The organism is Metabacillus sp. B2-18 (assembly GCF_021117275.1).
In the GTDB taxonomy this organism is placed as follows: Bacteria; Bacillota; Bacilli; order Bacillales; family Bacillaceae; genus Metabacillus.
The window spans coordinates 1,975,682-2,000,490 of the sequence record NZ_CP088245.1 but is presented as its reverse complement, the minus strand read 5'-3'; the positions used below and the strand labels follow the sequence as shown (position 1 = coordinate 2,000,490).

At 35.6% G+C, this 24,809-nt stretch carries 22 protein-coding genes; all 22 read right to left on the bottom strand.

All coding sequences use genetic code 11. From position 1 onward, the window contains the following. Positions 1 to 141: 141 nt before the first annotated feature. Positions 142 to 1,095, bottom strand: coding sequence for an ABC transporter permease (locus tag LPC09_RS10015; RefSeq protein ID WP_379050906.1), 954 nt, complete (start codon positions 1,093 to 1,095; stop codon positions 142 to 144). Positions 1,096 to 1,101: 6 nt separating this feature from the next. Next, positions 1,102 to 2,148, bottom strand: coding sequence for an ABC transporter permease (locus tag LPC09_RS10010; protein WP_098796354.1), 1,047 nt, complete (start codon positions 2,146 to 2,148; stop codon positions 1,102 to 1,104). Then, on the bottom strand, positions 2,145 to 3,674 hold the full coding sequence (locus tag LPC09_RS10005; RefSeq protein ID WP_098796353.1) for an ABC transporter ATP-binding protein: 1,530 nt from the start codon (positions 3,672 to 3,674) through the stop codon (positions 2,145 to 2,147). The genes LPC09_RS10010 and LPC09_RS10005 overlap by 4 nt, the downstream gene beginning before the upstream one ends. Positions 3,675 to 4,004: 330 nt before the next feature. Next, positions 4,005 to 5,081, bottom strand: a complete 1,077-nt coding sequence (locus tag LPC09_RS10000) for a BMP family lipoprotein (RefSeq protein ID WP_098796352.1) — start codon at positions 5,079 to 5,081, stop codon at positions 4,005 to 4,007. Positions 5,082 to 5,281: 200 nt separating this feature from the next. Continuing rightward, positions 5,282 to 6,007 carry a GntR family transcriptional regulator gene (locus tag LPC09_RS09995; RefSeq protein ID WP_098796351.1) on the bottom strand — a complete coding sequence of 242 codons (726 nt, stop codon included), beginning with the start codon at positions 6,005 to 6,007 and terminating at the stop codon, positions 5,282 to 5,284. A 331-nt stretch (positions 6,008 to 6,338) separates the two neighbouring features. Continuing rightward, positions 6,339 to 8,702: an FtsK/SpoIIIE family DNA translocase gene (locus tag LPC09_RS09990; protein ID WP_231309484.1), complete on the bottom strand. Its 2,364-nt coding sequence runs from the start codon at positions 8,700 to 8,702 to the stop codon at positions 6,339 to 6,341. 157 nt (positions 8,703 to 8,859) lie between these two features. Further along, positions 8,860 to 9,084 carry a YlzJ-like family protein gene (locus LPC09_RS09985; protein WP_098796349.1) on the bottom strand — a complete coding sequence of 75 codons (225 nt, stop codon included), beginning with the start codon at positions 9,082 to 9,084 and terminating at the stop codon, positions 8,860 to 8,862. After that, positions 9,084 to 9,818 (bottom strand): ClpP family protease, encoded by a 735-nt coding sequence (locus LPC09_RS09980; protein ID WP_098796348.1) that lies wholly within the window; start codon positions 9,816 to 9,818, stop codon positions 9,084 to 9,086. The genes LPC09_RS09985 and LPC09_RS09980 overlap by 1 nt, the downstream gene beginning before the upstream one ends. A gap of 132 nt (positions 9,819 to 9,950) precedes the next feature. After that, the gene (locus tag LPC09_RS09975) at positions 9,951 to 11,618 is read right to left on the bottom strand and encodes a ribonuclease J (RefSeq protein WP_231309742.1); all 1,668 of its coding nucleotides are present in this window, start codon (positions 11,616 to 11,618) and stop codon (positions 9,951 to 9,953) included. A gap of 214 nt (positions 11,619 to 11,832) precedes the next feature. Beyond that, a complete protein-coding gene (gene dapA, locus LPC09_RS09970; protein WP_098796346.1) occupies positions 11,833 to 12,711 on the bottom strand; it encodes a 4-hydroxy-tetrahydrodipicolinate synthase in 879 nt (292 codons plus the stop codon). Between the two features lie 97 nt (positions 12,712 to 12,808). Continuing rightward, on the bottom strand, positions 12,809 to 14,026 hold the full coding sequence (dapG, locus tag LPC09_RS09965; protein ID WP_098796345.1) for an aspartate kinase: 1,218 nt from the start codon (positions 14,024 to 14,026) through the stop codon (positions 12,809 to 12,811). 69 nt (positions 14,027 to 14,095) lie between these two features. After that, positions 14,096 to 15,139, bottom strand: coding sequence for an aspartate-semialdehyde dehydrogenase (gene asd / locus LPC09_RS09960; RefSeq protein WP_098796344.1), 1,044 nt, complete (start codon positions 15,137 to 15,139; stop codon positions 14,096 to 14,098). Between the two features lie 125 nt (positions 15,140 to 15,264). Further along, complete coding sequence (locus LPC09_RS09955) at positions 15,265 to 15,867, bottom strand: dipicolinate synthase subunit B (RefSeq protein WP_098796343.1); 603 nt, start codon at positions 15,865 to 15,867, stop codon at positions 15,265 to 15,267. Continuing rightward, complete coding sequence (gene dpaA, locus LPC09_RS09950) at positions 15,864 to 16,766, bottom strand: dipicolinic acid synthetase subunit A (protein ID WP_231309483.1); 903 nt, start codon at positions 16,764 to 16,766, stop codon at positions 15,864 to 15,866. Before dpaA ends, LPC09_RS09955 begins: the two co-directional genes overlap by 4 nt. A gap of 216 nt (positions 16,767 to 16,982) precedes the next feature. Next, positions 16,983 to 17,243, bottom strand: coding sequence for a YlmC/YmxH family sporulation protein (locus LPC09_RS09945; protein ID WP_066337647.1), 261 nt, complete (start codon positions 17,241 to 17,243; stop codon positions 16,983 to 16,985). Between the two features lie 87 nt (positions 17,244 to 17,330). Beyond that, the gene (locus LPC09_RS09940) at positions 17,331 to 18,572 is read right to left on the bottom strand and encodes a M16 family metallopeptidase (RefSeq protein WP_098796341.1); all 1,242 of its coding nucleotides are present in this window, start codon (positions 18,570 to 18,572) and stop codon (positions 17,331 to 17,333) included. Positions 18,573 to 18,602: 30 nt separating this feature from the next. Beyond that, positions 18,603 to 19,583, bottom strand: coding sequence for a polysaccharide deacetylase family protein (locus LPC09_RS09935; protein WP_098796340.1), 981 nt, complete (start codon positions 19,581 to 19,583; stop codon positions 18,603 to 18,605). Between the two features lie 132 nt (positions 19,584 to 19,715). Further along, complete coding sequence (gene pnp / locus LPC09_RS09930; RefSeq protein WP_098796339.1) at positions 19,716 to 21,836, bottom strand: polyribonucleotide nucleotidyltransferase; 2,121 nt, start codon at positions 21,834 to 21,836, stop codon at positions 19,716 to 19,718. A 155-nt stretch (positions 21,837 to 21,991) separates the two neighbouring features. Continuing rightward, positions 21,992 to 22,261: a 30S ribosomal protein S15 gene (rpsO, locus tag LPC09_RS09925; RefSeq protein ID WP_026559305.1), complete on the bottom strand. Its 270-nt coding sequence runs from the start codon at positions 22,259 to 22,261 to the stop codon at positions 21,992 to 21,994. A 123-nt stretch (positions 22,262 to 22,384) separates the two neighbouring features. Beyond that, positions 22,385 to 23,332, bottom strand: a complete 948-nt coding sequence (gene ribF / locus LPC09_RS09920) for a bifunctional riboflavin kinase/FAD synthetase (RefSeq protein ID WP_098796338.1) — start codon at positions 23,330 to 23,332, stop codon at positions 22,385 to 22,387. Positions 23,333 to 23,399: 67 nt separating this feature from the next. After that, positions 23,400 to 24,320, bottom strand: a complete 921-nt coding sequence (truB, locus tag LPC09_RS09915) for a tRNA pseudouridine(55) synthase TruB (protein ID WP_098796337.1) — start codon at positions 24,318 to 24,320, stop codon at positions 23,400 to 23,402. 122 nt (positions 24,321 to 24,442) lie between these two features. Continuing rightward, a complete protein-coding gene (gene rbfA / locus LPC09_RS09910) occupies positions 24,443 to 24,799 on the bottom strand; it encodes a 30S ribosome-binding factor RbfA (RefSeq protein WP_098796336.1) in 357 nt (118 codons plus the stop codon). Positions 24,800 to 24,809 lie beyond the last annotated feature (10 nt).

Genomic DNA, 24,809 nt, shown 5'->3' with positions numbered 1-24,809 from the left:
TTCTTCACCTGTCTAAAGATTATTTTGTTAACAAGTTCATTTTGCGTAATATTGGTCTAACATATACTGGAATTAAGTAACAGTAGTTCAGCATGGTGGTTTACAGTAAAAAAGCTTCTCCAGTTTGGAGAAGCTTTTTCATTATCGTTTTCCCTTTTCATAAGGTGTTCCCAATGCTTTAGGTGAATCAGCACGGCCGATAAATCCTGTTAATGCAAGAATTGTTAAAACATAAGGAAGGATAAGTAAATAAACAGCTGGGATATCTTTTAAAAACGGGATTGTTCCACCTATAATACTCAAGCCTTGAGCCAGCCCAAAGAATAAAGCTGCTCCCATTGCTCCAAGCGGGTGCCATTTTCCAAATATTACTGCTGCAAGTGCCATAAATCCTTGACCACTTATCGTCGCATGACTAAAGTCTCTAGAAATAATGGTAGCATAAACAGCACCACCTAAACCGGCAAATGCACCACTTAATAGAACTCCTATATACCTCATTCTAGTTACATTAATCCCCATAGTATCAGCAGCCATTGGATGTTCTCCTACTGAACGTAAACGAAGTCCAAATGGCGTCTTAAAGATTACATACCAAACAACAATCGCAGTGAAAATTGCTAAATAAGAAGTTACATATCCACCTGAGAAAAATATTTTTCCAATAATCGGGATATCACTTAATAATGGTACATCCATTTTGTTAAAACTAATATTGATTCGATCAGTTTGCCCTTTTTCATAAATATTTTTAACAAGGAATAATGTTAAACCAACCGCCAAGAAGTTAATTGCAACACCACTTACAACTTGATCTGCCTTAAACGTAATAGAAGCTACAGCATGTAATAATGAAAAGATCGATGCAGCAACCATAGCAGCAACGATAGATAGCCACGGAGTAGCATTTCCAAATACTTCAGCGAACTGTAAATTAAATACAATTCCTACAAAAGCACCAATAACCATTAAACCTTCTAGACCGATATTAACAACACCTGAACGTTCACTAAAAACTCCTCCAAGTGCAGTGAAAATAAGTGGAGCCGCAACGAATAAAGCTGTTGGGATAATGATTTCTAAAGCTTGTAGTATGCTCACTTATTTCCCCTCCTTTTTAAAACGTAATAATATCCAACGGATAAAATAGCTAGAAGCAACGAAGAAGATAATAAGCGCAATAATGATTTCAACAAGCTCATTTGGAACACCAGCTTCAGAAGGCATATTTAACGCCCCAACTTTTAACCCGCCAAACAAAGCTCCCGATAGGATAATACCAATTGCAGCGTTCCCACCAATAAGTGCAACAGCAATACCATCAAATCCTATTCCAGTAAATCCATTTTTAACTGAAACATATTCAAACGTTCCAAGACCTTCCATAGCCCCGGCAACGCCCGCGAAAACACCTGATATTACCATAGAAAGAACAATGTTACGACTAACATTCATACCAGAATAATGTGCTGCATCGTGATTAAATCCTACAGCTCGTAGTTCAAAGCCTTTTGTTGTTTTCTCAAGTAAGAACCACATAATAAAGGCACCGATTAAAGCAATAAAAATTCCATAATGCATACGTGAGTAATCTGTTATACTTTCAAAAAACTCAGAACGTAGTGATGCAGACGGGAATATTTTGTCAGTGGAATCACTGTTATCAGTAATAACCTCTCTTATTAGATAATTCGTTACGTGCAGTGCAACATAGTTCATCATAATTGAAACGATTACTTCATGGACTTTAAATCTAGCCTTTAAAAATCCAGGAACAAAAGCCCATAATGCACCCGCTAATCCAGCAGCGATAATTGCTAATGGAAGATGTATAATTGCCGGTAACTCAAACGCAACACCAACCCAAACAGCTGCTAACCAGCCAACGATTACTTGACCTTCAACACCAATGTTAAAAAGTCCTGTTCTATAAGCAAAGGCAACAGCTAAACCAGTAAGAATATACGGTGTTAATTGTCTAACTGTTTCACCAATATAATAAGTGTCACCAAAAATTCCATACCATAACGCACTATATCCAGCAATAGGATTGTATCCACTAACAAGCATGATAATTGCACCTGAGATTAATCCTAAGATGACCGCAATTACAGGAATTAATAAGTTCATATAACGATTTAAATTCATGACTGGTTACCTTCTTTCTGACGCTTACTTCCCGCCATAAGGAGTCCGAGTTCTTGCTCAGTTGTTTCTTTAGGATCCACGATATCAACGATTTGCCCTTCATAAATAACAGCAATTCGATCACTTACGTTCATAATTTCATCCAATTCAAAAGAAATTAGAAGTACTGCTTTCCCTTTATCACGCTGCTCAATTAATCTGCTATGAATGAATTCAATCGCACCAACATCAAGACCTCGCGTAGGTTGAGCTGCAATTAATAATTCGGGATTACGATCAACCTCTCTCCCTATAATCGCTTTTTGTTGATTTCCACCTGAGAGAGCTCTAGCAAGTGTTGAAGAACTTGGTGTTCTAACATCAAATTCCTTAATAAGTTCCTTTGCTTTATCATAAATGGAATTAAAGTTTAAAACACCACTTTTTGAAAACGGCTGCTTATAATAAGATTGTAAAACCATGTTTTCACCAATTGGAAAGTCTAGGACGAGTCCATGTTTATGTCTGTCTTGTGGGATATGCCCAACCCCTGATTCAGTTATTTTTCTAGGATGAAAATTTGTAATTTCTTTATTGTTAATTTTAATCGAACCAGAGCTGACTTTTCTTAATCCTGTTATCGCTTCAATTAGTTCAGTTTGACCATTACCGTCTACACCTGCAACACCGACAATCTCACCAGCTCGTACAGATAAGTTCAAAGAATTAACCATTGCAACCTGTCGATTATCCTTTACGATAAGATCATTAATAGTTAAAACATCTTCCTTTGGTTTAGCAGGAGTTTTTTCAGTTTTAAAGGAGACCTCACGTCCTACCATAAGTGAAGCTAATTCATTTGGATTTGTATCAGCAACATTTACTGTTCCAATTCCTTCACCTTTGCGGATAACCGTAACCCGATCACAAACTTCCATAATCTCTTTTAACTTATGTGTAATTAAGATGATTGATTTTCCTTCTTTTATCAACGTCTTTAAGATTTGAATTAACTCTTTAATTTCTTGTGGAGTCAATACTGCTGTCGGCTCATCAAAAATTAAGATTTCAGCACCACGATATAGAGTTTTTAGAATTTCTACACGTTGCTGCATCCCTACTGATATATCAGATATTTTTGCCGACGGATCTACTGCTAAACCGTATTTTTCAGATATCTCTTTAACCTGCTTCTCAGCATCTTTTATATTGATTGTCGTTCCTTTTTTCGGCTCATTTCCTAATATAATGTTTTCTGTAATAGAAAAAGTATTGACCAACATAAAATGCTGGTGGACCATGCCGATCCCTAAATCGTTCGCTATATTAGGATTGGTAATATCTACTTTTTTCCCTTTTACTTTTATCTCCCCTTTTTCAGGTTGATATAAGCCAAAAAGAACATTCATTAAAGTTGATTTTCCTGCACCATTTTCACCTAATAAGGCATGAATTTCGCCTTTTTTCACTTGTAATGTAATATTATTATTTGCTACTATGCCAGGAAATTCCTTACGAATATTTAGCATTTCAATTACATATTCCAACTTGCTCACTCCTTTTTCCTGAACAACTTATGGTTTTCACGTTTCATTTTGCTAAAAACTAGCTGGTATGAAAATCACCAAATGCAAATCTACTAAATCTTTCATTATCTTGATGACATAATTTAATTAACTAACTATAACCCTCTATAGTTGCTTTTATGTATTTGAAGTCATCAATCATCGTACAAAAATAAATTTAATAAATTATTAGAATATTTGCATTTAATGATTTTCAGGAATAAGGGCTGACTTTTATCTGTAAAGACACCCCACAAATTATTATTGTTGGAGGAGTCTAAAGATTATCTAAGTCAGCCCTACCCCTATTCATTATTTTGTTGGTACTTCGATTTCACCATTAACAATTTTTTGCTCATATTCTTCTACTTTTGCTTTTACCTCATCAGATAAATGCTCATCGCTTGGAGCAATACCAATTGCTTCTTCTTCAATACCATACTCAATTACTTGACCACCAGGGAACTCACCAGCTTTTGCTTTTTCAGCAAGGTCCTTCACAGCAACGTCTACACGTTTAACCATAGATGTAAGAGTAATATTGAATTCTTCACCATCTTTTGTTGTACCGTTACCTTCTTCGTGTTGATCTTTATCTACTCCAATAACCCATAGTTCACGGTTTGGATCTTCTACTTTTAAGTCAATTGCTTCAGAAAATACACCATTACCTGTACCACCAGCAGCATGGTAAATAATATCAGCGCCTAAACCATACATACTTGATGCAATTTGCTTACCTTTTGCAGCATCCCCGAAAGAACCAGCATATTGAACTTCAACAGTTGCATCAGGGTTTACAGCTTTAACACCTTCAATAAATCCAACTTCAAACTTCTTGATAAGATCACCCTCAACACCACCAACGAAACCAATTTTGTTTGTTTTCGTTGTTAAACCAGCAACAACACCTACTAGGAATGATCCTTGATGTTCTTTGAATGTAATGCTTGCAACATTAGATTGTTCTACAACACTATCAACAATTGCAAAGTGTGTATCTTTTTGTTGTTGAGCAATTTCATCAACAGCTGGTTGTAATAAGTAACCAATACCATAAATTAAATCAAAATTCTTACGAGCTAATGTATTTAAGTTTGTTGCATAATCTGCATCACTTTTGGATTGAAGGTAATCAAAACCGTCAGTTCCTTTTTCTAATCCATTTTCTTCTCCATATGCTTGAAGACCTTCCCAAGCAGATTGGTTAAATGATTTATCATCTACACCACCAATATCAGTTACCATTGCAACAGAAAAATTATCTTCTTTTGCTTCTCCGCCGCCTTCACCGCCAGCGCCTTCATTTTTGTCAGCACCACCGCATCCTGCTAACAGTGTTCCTGCAGCAAGAAAAAGTGATAATGCTAATCCATTTCTTTTCTTCATCATTAAAGCCCCCTAAAAAATATTTTAAAATAACAACATAACCTAAACGTATAGCCTATCTTGGCCAACCACCTCCTTAAAGTAAAGAGCTATGTACTCTCATACATTTTAAACAACCTTTAGGAGTTAAGCACGATATAGCGGAGATTTCCTTACATACTTTATTATCGAAAAAGTATGTATCACTATTTATTCTTTACCTATAAACGTTTCCTTACTACATGAAAACTAAAATGGTCCGCTCTAAAATAGTTTAATGAGTATAGTACGGGTTGATCTTGATCATTAAAATGCATTTGTTTTAAAAGCAATAATGATGTTTCGGGATCACATTCTAATATTGGAGAAATTTTTTCATGATAACCGATTGGTTCAATATGTGTAACTGCATAACTTATGTAAATATTTGCTTTATCTTCAAGTAATTTAAACAAAGATTCTTGTTCATGATCAAATGTGTCTGGCAATATTTTAGTTGGGATTTTATCTAAACAATATACAACAGGCTCTCCGTTTGCGGTTCTTACTCGTTCAAGTAAAAATATCTCTTCTGATTTTTCACATTTAAATCTTTTAACATCATCTTCTGTTGCACCAGTAATTGAGGAAGATAAAAAAACAGTACCAGGCTTTAAACCAGCTTGTTCAATCATAGCTGTGACACTATTTAATTGCTCAATACCTGAGGTGAATCTAGGTTTAGAATTAACAAAGGTACCTACACCATGTCTTCTAATGATAACGTTTTCTTCTTCTAGTGTTCGTAATGCTTCACGTAAAGTCGCTCTACTTACACCTAGACTTTTCGATAATTCGAATTCAGAAGGTAATTTTTCTCTTTCTCGATATGTACCATTTTCTATATCTTCTTTGATCTTATCAATCACTTGTAAATACAAATGCCGATTATCAGATTTTATGGTCATTGAAACGCGCCCCCAGTTATACCCACTATATACAAGAGATCAGACATCAGATGTTATACACCATAGTCTAACCGAAATTACTATATCATGTTTTATACTATAAATAAATAGAAACTAGTAAAAATTGTCGAATAAGGAAAGGAATTCTTTCCTATCGTTTGTTTCTATGGGTGAACTTATACCCATAACATGACTCTTCATACAATGCATTTATATCTTACTCTTTTTGTCACATTTTGTCGACGAATTTATTATAGTTAAATACCAAAACCAATTAAAAAAACTAAACAGAAATCAACTTATTAAAAGGTGTCTCTGTTTAGTCATGATATTAAGAAGTAATGTCTTCATGTTTTTCTTTTGAAAGAAGGACTTCTCGTGGTTTGCTTCCTTCATATGGTCCGACTATTCCTCGTTCTTCCATCGCATCTATTAATCTTGCAGCCCTTGTATATCCAACACGAAATCGTCTTTGAAGCATAGATACAGAGGCTGTTTGCATGTCAACAACAAGTTGTACAGCTTCATCAAACAATTCATCATCAACTTCACTAGTTGTTTCTACAACCTCAGTTGGAATCATTTCTTCCTGATATTGAGCTTTTTGTTGAGCAATAACAAAGTTAACTGTTTGTTCTACCTCTTCATCGGATAAAAATGCACCTTGTACCCGAACTGGTTTAGAGGCACCAACAGGTAGGAAGAGCATGTCCCCTCTTCCAAGTAGCTTTTCAGCTCCTCCCATATCTAATATGGTTCTTGAATCTGTCATAGATGAGACACTAAAGGCAATACGAGAAGGTATATTTGCCTTAATAACACCAGTAATAACATCAACTGATGGACGTTGTGTTGCAATGATTAAATGTATTCCGGCTGCACGTGCCATTTGAGAAAGTCTCGTAATAGAATCCTCTACATCAGAAGAAGCAACCATCATTAAATCTGCAAGCTCATCAACTATAACAACAATGTATGGGAGTTCCGGTTGCTTCGCTTCCTCCTCTCGGTTATTTCTTTTTATAACTTCATTATAACCTTCTATGTTTCTTGTACCTGTATGGGAGAAGAGCTCATATCTTCTTTCCATTTCATTAACAACTTTTTTCAATGCTTGTGAAGCTTTTTTAGGATCTGTTACTACCGGTGCAAGCAAATGTGGTACCCCATTATATACATTTAACTCAACCATTTTTGGATCAATCATCATCAACTTGACTTCATGTGGTTTTGCTCTCATTAAAATACTAGTAATGATACCGTTAATGCAAACACTCTTTCCGCTTCCGGTAGCACCTGCAACTAAGAGATGGGGCATTTTGTTTAGTTCAGCTAAAACCGCATCACCTGAAATATCTCTTCCTAGCCCTATTAATAATTTAGCATCTGGTCTATCATTTGCTTTTGATTCTAATACTTCTCTTAATGAAACCATTGCTATTTCTGAATTAGGTACTTCTATTCCAACTGCTGATTTTCCCGGAATAGGTGCTTCTATCCTAATATCTTTTGCTGCTAATGCTAGCGCAAGATCGTCACTTAAGTTGACAATTTTGCTAACCTTTACTCCGACATCAGGATAAACTTCGTATTTTGTAACAGCAGGACCTAAATGTACTTGTGTTACTTTAGCTTTTACACCAAAACTTTGAAACGTTTTTTCAAGTTTCCTTGCGTTTTCATAAATATTTTTCTTATCTGCATGCTGTGAATTTTGTTTTGGTGCTTTTAACAAATCAAGTGGTGGTAGCTTATAGTCTTTATTTTCTACTTCAACAAATGCCATTGTCTGAAGTGCCTCATTTACCTCACTAGACTCTTTTGAAGGTTGTTGTTGCTTGTCTTGATCTGCTTTTCTTTCCTTTGACTCTCGAGAAGATTGTTGTTGTTCTTCCATTGTATGTATAATCATTTCTTGCTGACCACTCTCTGTGTCAGAAAAACTTGATATAATAGGTTGAAGTACATCTTCTTCTTCATCCATAATTTCATCATCTGAATCTTTTTTCTCTTTTTTATTCTTCTTAGGCTTTTGCTTTTTTTGCTGTTTTAGAGCCTTAGGCAAATTTTTCATATCTTCTAAAAAACCGATAGTTTGATTTTTAATAAATCCTCCAATTGGAAGGAGAATCTTTGCTAGTGTGGCTTGAAGCGATTTTCCAGTAATCAAAAGAACCCCGATTACAATTAAGACAATTGCTATAATTCTTGAACCAGCCTCTGCAAATAAATAATAGGATGCAGCAAACAATATTGCTCCAATTATTCCCCCGCCTAAATCAACAGTACTTGCTTCACCGTTCACTTCCATCCAAAATAGCTCGAGTGTATTAGAAATTACACTTGGCGAGGCAAATGTACCATTATGTGATAGCATTTTAAATAATGTCACATGACTTAATAATAACAATGATGCTGTTACGCAATATATTCCTATCATTTGTCTACTAAATAAAGTTGGTATCTGACGCTTCCATATAAGATAAAGTGAAAACAGGACAATGCCAATAAGGAAGAGCATATACCATTCACCACTAAAAAATCGAAATAAATGAACAAATGTTGTTCCCACAAATCCTAGCTTTGAAATTGTAATAAGAGCAATAGCTAAAATGATTAAGCCTGCCAACTCAAACTTTAGGGTCTTCTTCCAATCATCCTTTGACTGTTTTTGTCTTCGTTTTCGTTTTGCCATCTTTTTATCACCTTTGTTTCTTTCGAGTATGTAACTATATAAGTAAAATTAATGCAGCCAAAGGCATAATACACAGTTTTTTGTTATTTACAATGAAGAAAGCAGCCGAAATGGCTGCCTTATAAAAGAAGATCTATTTTATTATACCATAACAGAACTAGATGGTAGAAAGGGACATTGTAATTTTTTGACCTGGACATAATTCTGAATTTAAATAGTGCTGTGGATCACTACTTAATACTCGTATAATCTCGTATTGGGCATTCTCAGATTGTTGAACAAGCAGTTGTATTCCGTTCATTTCGATGATTGATTGCTTTTTATATTCTTCGTCTGTATGAGGAAACATAAGTTCCTCTGGCATCATTGTATAATAAATCATTATTGAAGCACCTGATCATCATCATTTTTTTCAAGTAAGCTATTGAGCTTTTTAATTGCTTGTCCAACGCCGCCTACTTCGTTTATCAAACCATATTCCACAGCATCCGCTCCAACGACATTCGTTCCGATATCACGAGTTAGGTTGCCTTTAGACAGCATAAGCTCTTTAAATTTCTCTTCACTAATATGTGAATTCTTTGTTACGAAATTAATAACACGCTCTTGCATTTTGTCTAAATATTCAAAAGTTTGTGGAACCCCAATAACAAGACCTGTTAATCTTACTGGATGAATAGTCATTGTTGCAGACTCTGCTATGAAAGAATAATCACAAGATACTGCAATTGGAACCCCAATTGAATGGCCTCCACCTAAAACAATCGATACTGTTGGTTTAGATAAGGATGATAGCATCTCAGCTATCGCAAGTCCCGCTTCAACGTCTCCACCAACGGTATTAAGAATAACTAATAAACCTTCAATATTTGGGTTTTGTTCAATTGCAACAATTTGAGGAATAACATGCTCATATTTCGTTGTTTTATTTTGTGGTGGTAGTTGAATATGTCCTTCAATTTGTCCCACAATTGTTAAGCAGTGTATTTTTGAATCGTTTCCCATTTGAGGAACATTCGTTTGTCCTAATTGTTGGATTTTTTCTACAATAGAGCTCTCTTTTCCTTCTGGTTTTTCCGTAGCCTCATTTTTTATGTAATGATCATGATTTGTCATGTTAGCCATCCTTTCTATTTCATTCTTTCTGTAGTATTGACAACCTTACTATTTTCATACGAATGAATAGAAAAGAGACAAAACAAAAAGCATTGAAAGTACTCAATGCTTTTTAACTAACATAACACTAGATTAAATTTCCATGATAATTGGAAGAATCATCGGTCTTCTCTTAGTTTTTTCATATAAAAATTGATTTAATGATTCACGAATGCTCAGTTTAATTGAAGACCATTCAATAGAGTGTTCCTGCATACTTCGTTCTACGATGTTTGATACAACCTTAGTCGCTTCTCCGATTAGTTCCTCAGATTCCCTTACATATACGAACCCTCTTGTGATAATCTCAGGACCTGAGGTTATCTGCTTTTTCTGCTTATTAAGTGTTACGACTACAATTAAAATTCCATCTTGTGATAATAATCTGCGGTCTCGAAGAACGATATTACCAACATCGCCAATCCCTAAACCATCAATCAGAACATTCCCTGAAGGTACTTTTGCACCAGTGTAAACATTCAGTCCTTTGAACTCTACTACTTCTCCTTTATCAACTAAGAAGATATTTTGAGGTTCAATACCAACTTGTTTTGCCAGTTTTTCATGAGCCTTTTGCATTTTAAATTCGCCATGAATTGGTATAAAATATTTTGGCTTTGTTAAATTAAGCATCATTTTTAATTCTTCCTGATGCCCATGTCCCGAAACATGTATTTGTTTTTGTCCAAAAATTACATTGGCTCCTGCTCTACTTAATAGATCAATGGTTTTAGAAAATACCAGTTCATGACCAGGTATAGGTGTCGCAGCAATAAGAACAGTATCTCCATCTTTCACATTCACCAATTTATGTGACTGCTTAGCCATTCTAGATAAAACAGCAAGTGGCTCGCCATGGTTACTTGTCGTTAATATGGCCACTTCATTTGATTCATGTTTATCAATTTCATTTACGGAAATGAAGAGTTCTTCTTCAACAGAGATGTAGCCAAGACTTATCGCTAAATTTAGTATACTCTTCATATTTTTTCCAACAACAGCTAATTTACGATTGTTTTTCACTGCCGCATTAATTACTTGTTGAATTCGATATAAGTTTGAAGCAAAAACAGCAACTATTACTCTTCCATCTGCATTGTACATAACATCTGAAATTTCTCCACCTACTCTGGCTTCTGAACCAGAATAACCTGGTCTTTCTGCATTTATACTATCAGATAGTAAGCATAAGACACCGTTTTCACCTAACTTAGCAATTTTACCGATATCCATATGACTATCAGCTACTGGTGTTTGATCAATCTTAAAATCTCCAGTATGAATAATTGCTCCCATAGAAGTTTCAAAGCTAATACCTACTGAATCGGGGATACTGTGATTTGTTCTAAAAAACGAGATTTCTGTACTTGGAAATGACAATATCGTTTCATTATCAACTTCTTTAACAAACACAGATTGTCTCATACGATTTTCTTTTAACTTTTCTCCAACCAGAGCCAAAGTAAGCTTTGTCCCATAAATTGGAACACTTAAATTATTGAGTAAATAAAAGATTCCACCGATACTTTCATCATGACCATGTGTTAAAAAGATCCCCTTTATTCTTTCCTCATTTTCCTTAAGGTAAGTAATATCCGGTATGACCATATCAATTCCTAGCATACTATCTTCTGGATACATTAAGCCGGCATCAATAACAAATATGTCAGAATTAATTTCAACAACAAACATATTTTTTCCGACTTCTCCTACTCCACCTAAAGCAATTAATTTTATATTTTCTGTTTTTTCCATGTAAATCCTCCCCACTGAAGTACCCGTTCAACGTCACTTAGAAATATTATAACTGATGAAAGAAATGGAATACAAGGAAATTTTCGCCGTATAATATATGAGTCTTTTTTCAACATGCATAAATGATTTAATTTAAGGGATAAAAAGTTTATTAAAGAAAATAAAAAGAAGAGACACCTGAGTAAGTTTTTTCTTACCTCAAGCATCCCTTCTTCTATTCTTATCTTAGGTTTTTATCAATAACATCCATTAATTCGTTTCGTTCCAAACTTGTTAATGGTAATAAAGGTAAGCGTACTGATCCAACATCCAAGCCTTTAACTTGAAGTGCTGTTTTTACCGGACTAGGGTTTGGAGCAGCAAATAGTTGTTTCATAATTGGTAATAAAGTACGATGCTGTTCTGCTGCTTGGGCATGATCACCATTTTCGAAAGATGAGATCATTGCTTGCATTTCGTTCCCAATAATATGTGAAGCAACGGACACTACACCATTTCCTCCTATTGAAAGGGCTGGTAGAGTTAAACCGTCATCACCAGTATATAGTGCGAATTCAGCGTCCGTTTTTGAAATGATTTCGGCCATAGCATCTAAATTACCGCTTGCTTCTTTTATTGCTACGATGTTTGGAATTTCCGATAACCTTACAATTGTATCTACAGTCATGTTAATCACACTTCTACCAGGAATATTATATAACATTACTGGCAGCTTTGTAGATTCTGCTATTGTTTTAAAGTGCTGATATAAACCTTCTTGACTTGGCTTATTATAATAAGGAACAACAAGCATAATAGCATCTACACCAGCTTCTTCAGCTTGCTTAGTTAATTTAATGGAGGCAGCTGTGTTATTGCTGCCTGTTCCAGCGATAACAGGAACTCTTCCATTAACTTCCTTAACAGAGTGTTTAATTAATGCAACTTTTTCCTCAGTACTTAAAGTTGGAGATTCACCTGTTGTACCCGCAATAACTAATGAATCAGAACCATGATTTATAAGGTAATCAATCAATGTTGATGTTTTTTGAAAATCAATATTTCCATTTTTATCAAATGGTGTTACCATTGCTGTTGATACTTTACCAAAAAGACCCATTCTTACCTTCACTCCTTATGTTGCATTCTGACGTAAAATGCTTCAGCGCCATATTTCCTTATGAATCAAGGAAATTCCAAGCATTTTTTCTCTCTTTTTATTCTGATAGATCAAAAGCTTCATGTAAAGCATTGACCGCTTTTATCATATCATGTTCTTTTACAAGTACCCATATTGTTGTATGGCTATCTGCAGATTGTAGAATTTGTATCCCTTGTTGTGATAAAGCTGTTACGATTTTTGAAGTTACACCTGGAACCCCCATTATACCAGCTCCAACTGCAGATACTTTTGCACAATGGCGGTTAACGATAGGTTCATAACCTAACCCCTCAAGTATATCAATGGCCTGATTCGTTACTTCATCTGTAACAGTATATATCACTGATTTAGGTGTGATGTTGAAGAAGTCAACACTGATTCCTTCTTTTGCCATTGCCTTAAATACTTCTGTCTGCACATCATAATGTCCTTCTTTTGCTGCTACTTTTATTTGAGTTACATTTGAAACATGAGCAATTCCGGTAATAAGGCTTTCATGAACATCACTGCCTTTTTTAGCGGAATGATTTGTCGTAACTAATGTTCCTGTTGATTTTGAATAAGTGGACCTAACTCGTATCGGCACCTCTGCTTGCATAGCAATTTCCACTGCACGAGGATGGACTACTTTTGCTCCTTGGTAAGCAAGGTTTACAATTTCAGTATACGTGACTTTTGTCAAAGGCTTTGCGTTCTCAACAATACGAGGATCTGCTGTCATTACCCCTTCAACATCTGTAAAAATATCCACATATTCAGCCCCTAATGCTGCACCAAGAGCTGCTGCCGAAGTATCACTGCCTCCTCTTCCAATCGTCGTGGTATCTCCACTTTTTATGGAAGCTCCTTGGAATCCAGCCACTACAACTACATCTTGATTAGCTAGGATATCTAATAAGCGCTCACAATCCATTTCCAGAATTTTCGCATTTGTATGATCGTCATTTGTCACAAATCCAGCCTGTGCTCCAGTTAGGGAGGTAGCTTTAATCTTATTTTGATTTAAGAGGCTGGAAAAGACAATTGAAGAAATAACTTCACCACAAGAAAGTAGCATATCTTGTTCTCTTTTAGAAATGTTATCAATATTTCCATAAACTAAGTCTAAAAGTGTGTCAGTAGCATAAGGATCGCCACTTCTACCCATGGCCGAAACGACTGCCACAACTTTATAGCCATCATTTAATGCATCTTTAATATGCCCGAGAGCCATTTGACGACCACGATCATCCTTGACGGACGTTCCTCCGAATTTTTGAACTATAATTTTCAAGTGTAACACCTCTACTATAGACGTGAGAGAAGAGAGCTGGCAAACCGCCATGCTCTCTTCCTATACAGGTTAAACTAATTGTAATTTAACTAAACTTTCAGCGATTTGTACAGAATTCCATGCAGCACCTTTTAATAGATTATCAGAAACAATCCACATGTGGAAACCATTATCGCGGTCTAAATCTTTACGAATTCTGCCTACGAAAACATCATTCTTTCCAACACAATTTGCCGGCATTGGATATAACTGCTGAGATGGATCGTCTTGAAGAGTAATTCCATCTGAATTTTTCAGCAACTCTTTTAGTTGCTGTGCTGAAACATCCTCTGAATCAACTTCAACATAAACAGACTCAGAGTGACCAGTTTCAACAGGTAATCTTACACAAGTTGCAGCAACATGCAACTCTGGCATAGTCATAATTTTCTTCGTTTCGTTAATCATTTTCATTTCTTCAAATGTAAATCCATTTTCTTGGAACTTATCAATTTGTGGAATCGCATTAAAAGCAATCTGATAATGCTTTTCATCACTACCTACAGGAAGAATTTCCGGAGTAAATTCTTCACCGTTTAAAATAGCTTTTGATTGTTCCTTTAGTTCGTTAATGGCAGCTGCACCAGCTCCTGAAACTGCTTGATATGTTGATACAATTACTTTATTTAAGCCATACTGCTTACGGATTGGTTCAAGGGCTACAACCATTTGAATAGTTGAACAGTTTGGATTTGCAATAATTCCGTTATGATTCTTTAAAGCTTCTTCGTTTACTTCAGGTACTACTAAAGGAACATTTTCATCCATTCTATATGCACTCGTATTGTCTACAACAATTGCTCCTCGTTTTACAGCTTCTGGAGCAAATTGCTTAGATACACTTCCACCTGCACTGAATAACGCAATTTGTACGCCTTCAAAGCTTTCTGGTGTTGCAACTTGAACAGTATATTCTTCATTCTTGAACATTACCTTTTTACCGGCAGAACGCTCAGAAGAAAGCAAAGTTAGTTTTGAAATTGGAAAATTACGTTGTTCTAAAGTATGAAGCATTTGTTGCCCTACTGCTCCTGTTGCTCCGACTACTGCTACATGATAACCTCTTGCTTCCATTTAACACTAGCTCCTTCCAGCTATATCTTTATACTGTATATAGCTTCAAATCTTTTACGTATTATTCTATCACATTAATTGTCGAATGGATTAAAAATTTATGATTCTTTCATTGAATTGTGCAATTAATTCTCTAAATCACGGAATTTTTCTACAACTACTGGTTGAAATTGTTTACCTTCTAAAGCTGCTACTACCGTATCTAACAATGATTCCATTCTTGCCACCATTGAATTTGGCTTTTTATCTGGCATATCCTGACCAAATGGAATAAAGTAGATATCTTTTGTTGCCATAAGACGCATTAAGTTTACACCATTTAGTCCTAATGCATCATTTGTAGAGATCCCAAGTACTACAGGACGATGAGTCCGAAGAGTAGCCTTAGCTGCCATTAATACGGGAGAGTCTGTTAAAGCATTGGCAAATTTACTCATGGAGTTACCTGTTAATGGTGCGATAACCATACAATCAAGTGGCAATTTTGGTCCCAGTGGCTCTGCCGCCACAATTGAGTCAATTACTTTATTGCCAGTTAATTCTTCAACTTTCTCTACCCATTCTCCAGCTTTACCAAAACGTGTAGTTGTATTTTTCACAGTATGAGAGACAACTGGTATAATGTCAGCTCCTTCATCCATTAATGACTTAATTTGTGGATATACCTCTTCATATGTGCAGTGAGAACCTGTCATTCCAAATCCAATTCTTTTTCCTTCTAATTTCATGAAGAAGACCCCTTTCCATCTATTTTTAAATCACCCAAAAGTTGTGATAAAACATTTGCAACAATTTGCCCGGCTGATTTAGGTGCAACGATTCCAGGCAATCCTGGAGCTAATAATGCTTTAATTCCACGTTTTTCTGCATACCGGAAATCAGTTCCCCCTGGCTTAGATGCCAAGTCTACAATTAACGTGTGTGCCGGCATATTTGAGATTACCTTTGCTGTGACTAATAAAGATGGAATCGTGTTGATACAAACATCGATGTCTTTCACTTCTCGTTGAATATCGTCAATATGAAATGGTGTAAGCCCCATTTCTGTAATTCTTGCTAGATCTGCTGTATCTCTGGCACCTACTTTAACTTTTGCACCTAGTGAGTTAAATGTTCTTGCTACACTCATTCCGACTCTCCCTAACCCAAGGACTGCTATGGTTGAGCCATGAATTGTAATATCAGTATGCTGAATGACCATCATAATTGTTCCTTCTACTGTAGGTATTGAGTTATATATAGCAACATCATCTCGTTCAAATAATTGAATTAATTTTCTATTTGTTGCACTTACAAGGTTATCTAGATAGGAATTTGAGATGCCGGAATATATCGTACAATGAGAAGGCGTTTGTTCTAGTAATTCTTCTGATAAAATAACTTCTTCATTTGAAAATACAGTATCTACAACCCCCTCATGATTCGTTCCGGGGATAGGTAAAATAATGGCATCTATTTCATTAAATTGAACCTCATCTATCTTGACTTTTGTAGCACCTGTAAAACCATGATCAAGCTGATCAAAACCGATGAGCAAAAGCTTTGCATCAAGTTCAGTCAATTTACGGATAACTTCTAGCTGCCTTGCATCGCCACCGATTACAGCTACGTTTAATCCAGTTAACATGTCGAAAGTTCACCTTCTTTTACATGTGTTTCTAATTTCTTTTTTTAAATCCTAGGATAACTTACTTCAACATACTATGTAGAAATAGTTGTATGGGTGAATAAACAGAAGAAATTAAAGAAGAGTCTTTTTAGGTGACGGAGATAGAAGAACCTTAAACGGAAATAGTAAGTTTCTAAACAAAAAAACGATTGGCATAACACCAATCGTTAACAGTTAAGATTCAATTTTTTCAATTTGCTCATCTGGAATATCAAGAATAATCATATCTGTTCCGATCTTTTTAATATGCTGCCAAGGAACTCGGATTTCTTGTCCTTGCTTTCTTAAGCCGAACCATTTTAATGAAGGAATAATTAATGTAGTAATTTGACCAGTTTGCTCATTAATTTCTAAATCAGTTTGACCAAGTACTCCCAAGCGCTCAGCACGCTTAACATCTACAATTTCTTTTCCACTTAATTCACTTAATCTCATGTCCATTCCCCCTTAATATATCTTATCAATGGACCGCATAAAAAAATGCCTACAATTATGAAAAATAGTAGGCATTTTTTGCTTCAATTAAGATTTTAAACTCTCCGGGAGTGTTCCATCAGGACTTATTAACGCTACAGAATAAGAATCTGTAAACACCTGGTTAGCTAAAGTATTAACACTTTCTTCAGAAACCTCATTTACTTTGTCAATGATTGAATCTAATGAACGGTGATAGCCTAGTAAGAGCTCGTTTTTACCATTTCTGCTCATTCTGCTATTCGTACTCTCAAGACTAAGCATTAGGCTTCCTTTCATTTGTTCCTTACTGTTTGCTAATTCTTTTGCAGTAATTCCATCTGCTTTTAAAGTTGATAATGTTTCCTGAATTGTTTCAAATAAAACATTTAATTGATTACTTCCTGTCCCACCATAAATTGTAAGAAGTCCGTTATCTGCATAAGAAGAATGGTAGGAGAAGACAGAATACGCAAGTCCTTTTTGTTCACGTACATCCTGGAACAAGCGACTGCTCATACTTCCACCTAATATATTATTTAAAACAATTAAGCTATATATATCATCATGACCGACTTCTAGCCCATTGTAACCTAAACAAAGATGTGCTTGTTCCGTATCCTTTTGCTTGGCTAATTTCTGATCCATGAACGTCGGTTTTCCGATTTGGTGTTTTTGAGCATTTGTTTCATAAGAACCGAAGAATTTCTCAACTTCTTTAATAAAACCTTCAGATACATTTCCTGCAACAGAAACAACAACATTTTCAGGAGTATAGTGATTGTTCATATACTCTCTTAATGTATCACCGTTAAAAGATGCAAGAGTTTCTTCAGTTCCTAAAATAGGGTAACCTAGAGGATGATTACCATAAGTAGCTTTACTTAAAATATCATGTACAATATCATCAGGTGTATCATCGTACATTTTAATTTCTTCATAAACAACATTCTTTTCTTTTTTCAATTCTTCCTCATCAAATGTTGAGTTGAAAAACATGTCTGATAACACATCAAGCGCATAGTTAGCATGGTCATCAAGAACTTTTGCATAATAACAAGTATATTCTTTAGAAGTAAAAGCATTAACTTGACCACCAATGCTATCAAATGACTCAGCAATTTCACGAGCTGATCTTGTTTTTGTTCCTTTAAAAAACATGTGCTCTAAAAAATGGGAAACTCCGTTTATTTTTGGATCTTCATTACGGGAGCCTGTTCCAATCCATACACCGATTGCAACTGATCGAACCGTCGGGATATTTTCCAATACAATTCTTACTCCATTTTGACAAGTATATTTTTTGATCAAAAAAGTTCCTCCTTCATGTTGCCATTCTTCCTAATTATCCTCATCTACATCTTTTGTTGATAACCTTTCCTCATTTACAAGCATTGATACAGATCCGAAGGAATAACCTTTTTGTTTAATGGATAAAATTAACGTTTCAAGGCTCTCAGATGTAGAGGAAGTAGGATGCATTAAAATAAGTGCTCCATTATGAACTTTACTCATTACTCTTGAAACTAACACATGTGGCTCTGGGCGCTGCCAATCGATCGTGTCTACGCTCCACATAACTGTTTTCATGCTCATATCATTCGCAATTTTTACGACCTCATTTTTAAAGCTACCACTTGGGGGAGCAAACCAAGTTGGAGTAATATCAGTTACTGATTTTATCACTTCGTTTGTCTTCGAAAGTTGTTCTCTTATATTACCGCTGGATAATTGACTCATATCTGGATGTGAATAGGAATGATTTCCGATTTCATGGCCTGCATCTACTATCATCATTGCCATATCCGGATTTTCTTTTACCCACCTTCCTTCAAGAAAAAAGGTGGCCTTTACATGGTACTTATTAAGAGTCTCAAGCATATCAGGTATGTACTCATTTCCCCATGCTACGTTAATAATGAAAGACACCATCGGTTTATCGGGATGTCCACGATAAATTGGCTCAGCAGGTAAATCCTCTAAATGAACAGAAGGCTTGACTTGTCGGTATACAAGAAGGCTTTCATCAAAGGTCCCCTTTGCTTTCATCTTCTTGTAAGACTGATCTATATCCACCTCTAAACCATTATATCCAGGCGTTGCCTTCCATACTTTATGTACTTCCGCATTTTGAGCAGGAATATTGTATTCCGGTGCTTTTGCTGCTATTTCTTCATATAATTCGTCTTGATGTTTAGACACTGTTACACTAGCATGCTTTATTTGATCAACATATGAAGATGTAAATGGATTTTGTAAAAATCCGATGCTAACAATTAAGATTAAGGCAAATCCTACGATATGAATCATTTTCCTTTGCATTCAATATCCCCCTTTTCACTAAAAAATATGTAAAAAGGGGACAAGGTAGAACAAAAAACGGAATACTATAGTAACATCTTTGATCTTTTAAATCGAAAAAGAAGACCGGATACCCTGGCCTCCTTTATAGAATCAACCTTGCTGTTCTGGTTGATTTTCTTTTTGTTCTTTCAATACTGCTTTTCTAGATAAATTAACACGACCTTGTTTATCAATTTCAGTTACCTTAACTAGTAGCTCGTCACCAATTGACACAACGTCTTCAACTTTTCCAACACGTTCCTCTGCAAGCTCTGATATGTGAACTAAACCATCTTTACCTGCAAAAATTTCTACAAATGCTCCGAATTTTTCAATTCGTTTTACTTTACCAAGATATAGTTGTCCAACAACAACTTCTCGTACGAGATCTTCAATAATTTTCTTTGCTTTTTGGTTCATCTCATCATTTACTGATGAAATGAAGACAGTACCATCTTGTTCGATATCAATCTTTACTCCAGTTTCTTCAATAATTTTATTAATTTGCTTTCCACTTGGACCAATAACATCTCTAATTTTATCTGGATTAATCTTCATTGTTAAGATTTTAGGTGCATATTGAGAAAGCTCACCTTTTGGAGTAGAAATGGTAGCAAGCATTGATTTTAATATTTCCATACGACCCTTTTTCGCTTGTTGTAGTGCTTCTTCAAGTATTTCTCTTGATAAGCCTTCTATTTTAATATCCATTTGTAAAGCCGTTACACCTTTATCAGTACCAGCTACTTTAAAGTCCATATCACCAAGAGCATCTTCCATACCTTGGATGTCTGTTAAAACTGTATAGTGTTCTCCTGATTTTACAAGTCCCATTGCAATTCCGGCAACAGGAGCTTTAATAGGTACACCAGCGTCCATCATTGCTAAAGTACTTGCACAAATACTTGCTTGTGAAGTAGAACCATTTGATTCAAGAACTTCTGATACTAAGCGAACTGTATATGGAAAATCTTTCTCAGATGGAATAATTGGTTCTAATGCTCTTTCACCTAACGCACCATGTCCAATTTCACGTCGTCCTGGTCCTCTCATAGGTCCAGTTTCACCAACGCTAAATTGCGGGAAGTTGTAATGGTGCATAAAGCGTTTGGATTCCTCGATACCAAGTCCATCAAGAATTTGAACATCCCCAAGCGCTCCAAGTGTACATATACTTAATGCTTGAGTTTGTCCACGTGTAAACAACCCTGAACCATGTGTTCTAGGTAATAACCCAACTTCAGAAGACAGTGGGCGAATTTCATCAACACCACGTCCATCAGGTCTTACTTTTTCTTCTGTAATTAATCGACGTACTTCCGCCTTAACAAGTTTTGATAAGATTTGTTTAACCATCTTAATGGTGCTCTCATCAGCTTCTTGTTCCACATATTTCTCAACAACTTTGTTTTTCACAGCGCTGATTGCATCTTCACGAGCATGTTTCTCTTGAACCTGAATAGCTTGTAATAAGTCACCCTCTGCAAACTCTCGAATTTCTTTTTCAAGGTCTGCATCAAGATCAAATAGTTCAATTTCCATTTTTTCTTTTCCAACAGCTGCAGCTACTTCCTCTTGGAAAGAAATTAAACGTTTTATTTCTTCATGTCCAAACATAATAGCTTCTAACATTGTTTCTTCTGGAACTTCATCAGCACCAGCTTCAACCATATTAATCGCATCTTTTGTACCAGCTACTACTAAATGAATATCACTTTGTTCTGCTTGTTCAACTGTTGGGTTAATAACAAATTCATTATTGATTCTTCCAACAGTTACACCTGCAATCGGTCCCTCAAAAGGAATATCAGATACACAAAGTGCTAATGAAGATCCAAACATTGCAGCCATTTCAGAAGAACAATTTTGATCAACACTCATCACAATACTAATAACCTGAACTTCATTTCTAAAACCATCAGCAAATAAAGGTCTAATTGGACGGTCAATTAATCGGCTGGCTAATATAGCTTTTTCACTTGGTCTTCCTTCTCTCTTGATAAATCCTCCTGGGATTTTCCCTACAGCATATAAACGCTCCTCGTAATTAACTGTTAACGGAAAAAAATCTAAAGGCTTTGGATCTTTTGAAGCGGTGGCAGTACTTAAAACTGCCGTATCGCCATAACGAATCATTACAGACCCGTTTGCTTGTTTTGCAAGCTGGCCAATTTCAACAGTAAGGTTTCGACCTGCCCAATCTATGGAGAACGTTTGTTTATCTTGTCCCATATATGTAAAACTCCTTCTCTATTTAGTCACGTTATGTAATAGTATGAACCAATTAAATTCAACATATCAATGTAGTTTTTATATGTAAAGATTTTTTATAGGAATCAATTTTAAATACACTAAAAAAGCGGGAAAAATCCCGCTTTTTCTAGTAATTATCGACGTAAACCAAGCTTGTTGATTAACTCACGATAACGAGTTACGTCTTTATTACGTAGGTAAGTTAGTAAGTTACGACGTTTACCTACCATTTTTAAAAGACCGCGACGTGAATGGTGGTCTTTTTTGTGAACACGTAAGTGATCGTTAAGATTATTGATGTCCTCAGTAAGGATAGCAATTTGAACCTCTGGAGATCCAGTATCTGACTCATGTGTTTTATATTGAGCAATTAGTTCATTTTTACGTTCTTGTGTGATAGCCATCCTTTTCACCTCCTTATTTTTACAAACCCCAATTACCGAGCAAACGTTGGTGAATCGATCTGCCAAGCAATGGTTTTAAACTACATCAATTAGAATACTATTTTTTCATAAAGAATGCAAGGCTTATACCATCTTTTTATGAAAGAATTGTTCGGCAGCAGCCTTGTCTTTAGAAATTTGTTCAATGAGCTCATCAACATTATGGAATTTTTTCTCACTTCTTATACGTTTAAACCAGGAAACTGAGACTTTTTGACCATAAATTTCTCTATTAAAGTCAAATATATGGACTTCAATACTAGGTTTTGGAGATTTTTCGTTGTTAAAAGTTGGTTTATAACCAATATTACAAACACCATCAAAGACAACTGAATCAATTTCTATTGAAACAGCATAAACACCAGTTGGAGGTATAAGATAGTGCTCTTCAACTTCAACATTAGCAGTTGGAAAACCAATCGTTCGTCCACGTTTATCACCATGAACAACTACACCAACAACAGAGTGAGGTCTACCTAAAAGTGTCTGTGCATACTCAACATCACCACTCCTGATTACCTCCCGAATCAGAGTCGAACTAACCTTGCGATCATGATCCGTTATTTTTTCCACAGTTGTATGTAAAAACTGCTCTCTTGAATGGAATGGGATTGTTTCCATTGTTCCTTTGCCCAAATGTCCATATGTAAAATCAAAACCTGCTACAACATGCTTAACATTTAACTTAATAATATAATCATCCACAAATTCTTGTGGTAATAAAGCGGCAAATTCCTTAGTAAATTCAACTACAAACAATAAATCTACCTCAAGCTCTTGAATTAAATTTATTTTCTCTTCTAAGGGAGTAATATAATCAATATCTTCCTTCTTACGAAGAACAACAAGCGGGTGTGGATGAAAGGTCATTACTGCACTTTTCATTCCTGTTTGTTTTGCTATTTCTTTCGCTTTTGTTATTACCTTTTGATGACCTTTATGTACTCCGTCAAAATAGCCTAAAGCCATGACCATTTCAGGAAAATCAAGTTGATTTAAATTATGTGGTTGAGACAATCTTATTATTTTCACGGTAGCTTCACCTATTTTCACTTTTTGCTGTATGATTTATTTTGGATAAGGTACTTCATCATACAACTTACGCTTCATTTAGCAGTACCTTTGTTGGTTTCATCAGATCTGTTTTAGTGGGATGCTTTGCATAGATAGCTAGACAGCGGTCGTCATCATCATAGACAACAATTGGAGCACCCACTTCAATGTCCTTAAATTGCGACGGTAATTCTAACACTGCACCATTTTTCACTTTCTCTGCTAGAGTATCATGGATTTTCAGTTTCGGCAAATCATATAGTGCTTTACCTATAGGCAGTAATTTGCTCTGTAACGCATTGTTTTCAATCGCACTTTCTATTTCTTCAAATGTTAAACAATCTTCAATTCTAAAATTTCCGGATTTTGTTCTGATTAAATGTGACATATGTGCCGGATAGTCTAATTTTTCACCTATCATTACCGCCAATGTTCGGACATAAGTACCTTTAGAACAAGTAACACGGAACCGGAACTTTGTGAGATTGTCTTCATTATGAACATCACCTAAAAGCACAAGCTCATTTATTGTAATGGTCCTTGCCGGCCTTTCAATCTCTATACCAGCTCTTGCATACTCATAAAGTTTTTTCCCGTTAACTTTAATAGCAGAATACATTGGAGGAACTTGCTCAATTGTACCAACCATTGAATTCAATACAAGCTTAACTTTTTCCTCTGAAATAGGTGATTGTACACTTTGCTCTTTAACAATTTCACCAGATGCATCCTCAGTTGTTGTAGAAAAACCAATTGTTACCTCAGCTTCATACGTTTTTGAAGCAGCTGTTAAATATTCTACGATCTTAGTTGCCCTACCAAGACATATAGGGAGTACGCCAGTTACATCTGGATCTAACGTGCCTGTATGACCGACTTTCCTTGTTTTTGCCAGCCTTCGCATTCTTGCGACACAATCATGAGATGTCATACCAGCAGGCTTATTTAGTAAAAGAACACCTTCCATGTTGTTCCTCCTCTTTCATTTAATCAGTTTTGTGCAAACGGTTAGATAATTTTGAATAAGAAATATGTTAGTATCTCTTAAAAATAAAAGGGATAGACGAGGCGCCTATCCCTGAAAAGGAGTTAATCCTCCTCTTTATTTTCAACATTTAACTCATGAAGAAGAGTTTCAATACGATTACCGTAGTCAATTGACTCATCAAACTCAAATTGAATCTCCGGTGTTTTTCTAAGACGAATTCGTTGTCCAATTTCAGACCTAATAAAACCTTTTGCTTTCGCTAAGCCTTTAAGAGTATTTTGTCTTTGTTCCTCATCTCCTAGTACGGAAATGAACACCTTTGCAATCTGAAGGTCTCCAGAAACACTTACATCAGTTACAGTAACAAAGCCAATACGCGGGTCTTTTATTTTGCGACCGATAATATCGCCTAATTCTTTTTTCATTTGTTCTCCGACACGGTTTGCTCTTAAGCTCATGTCAATCACC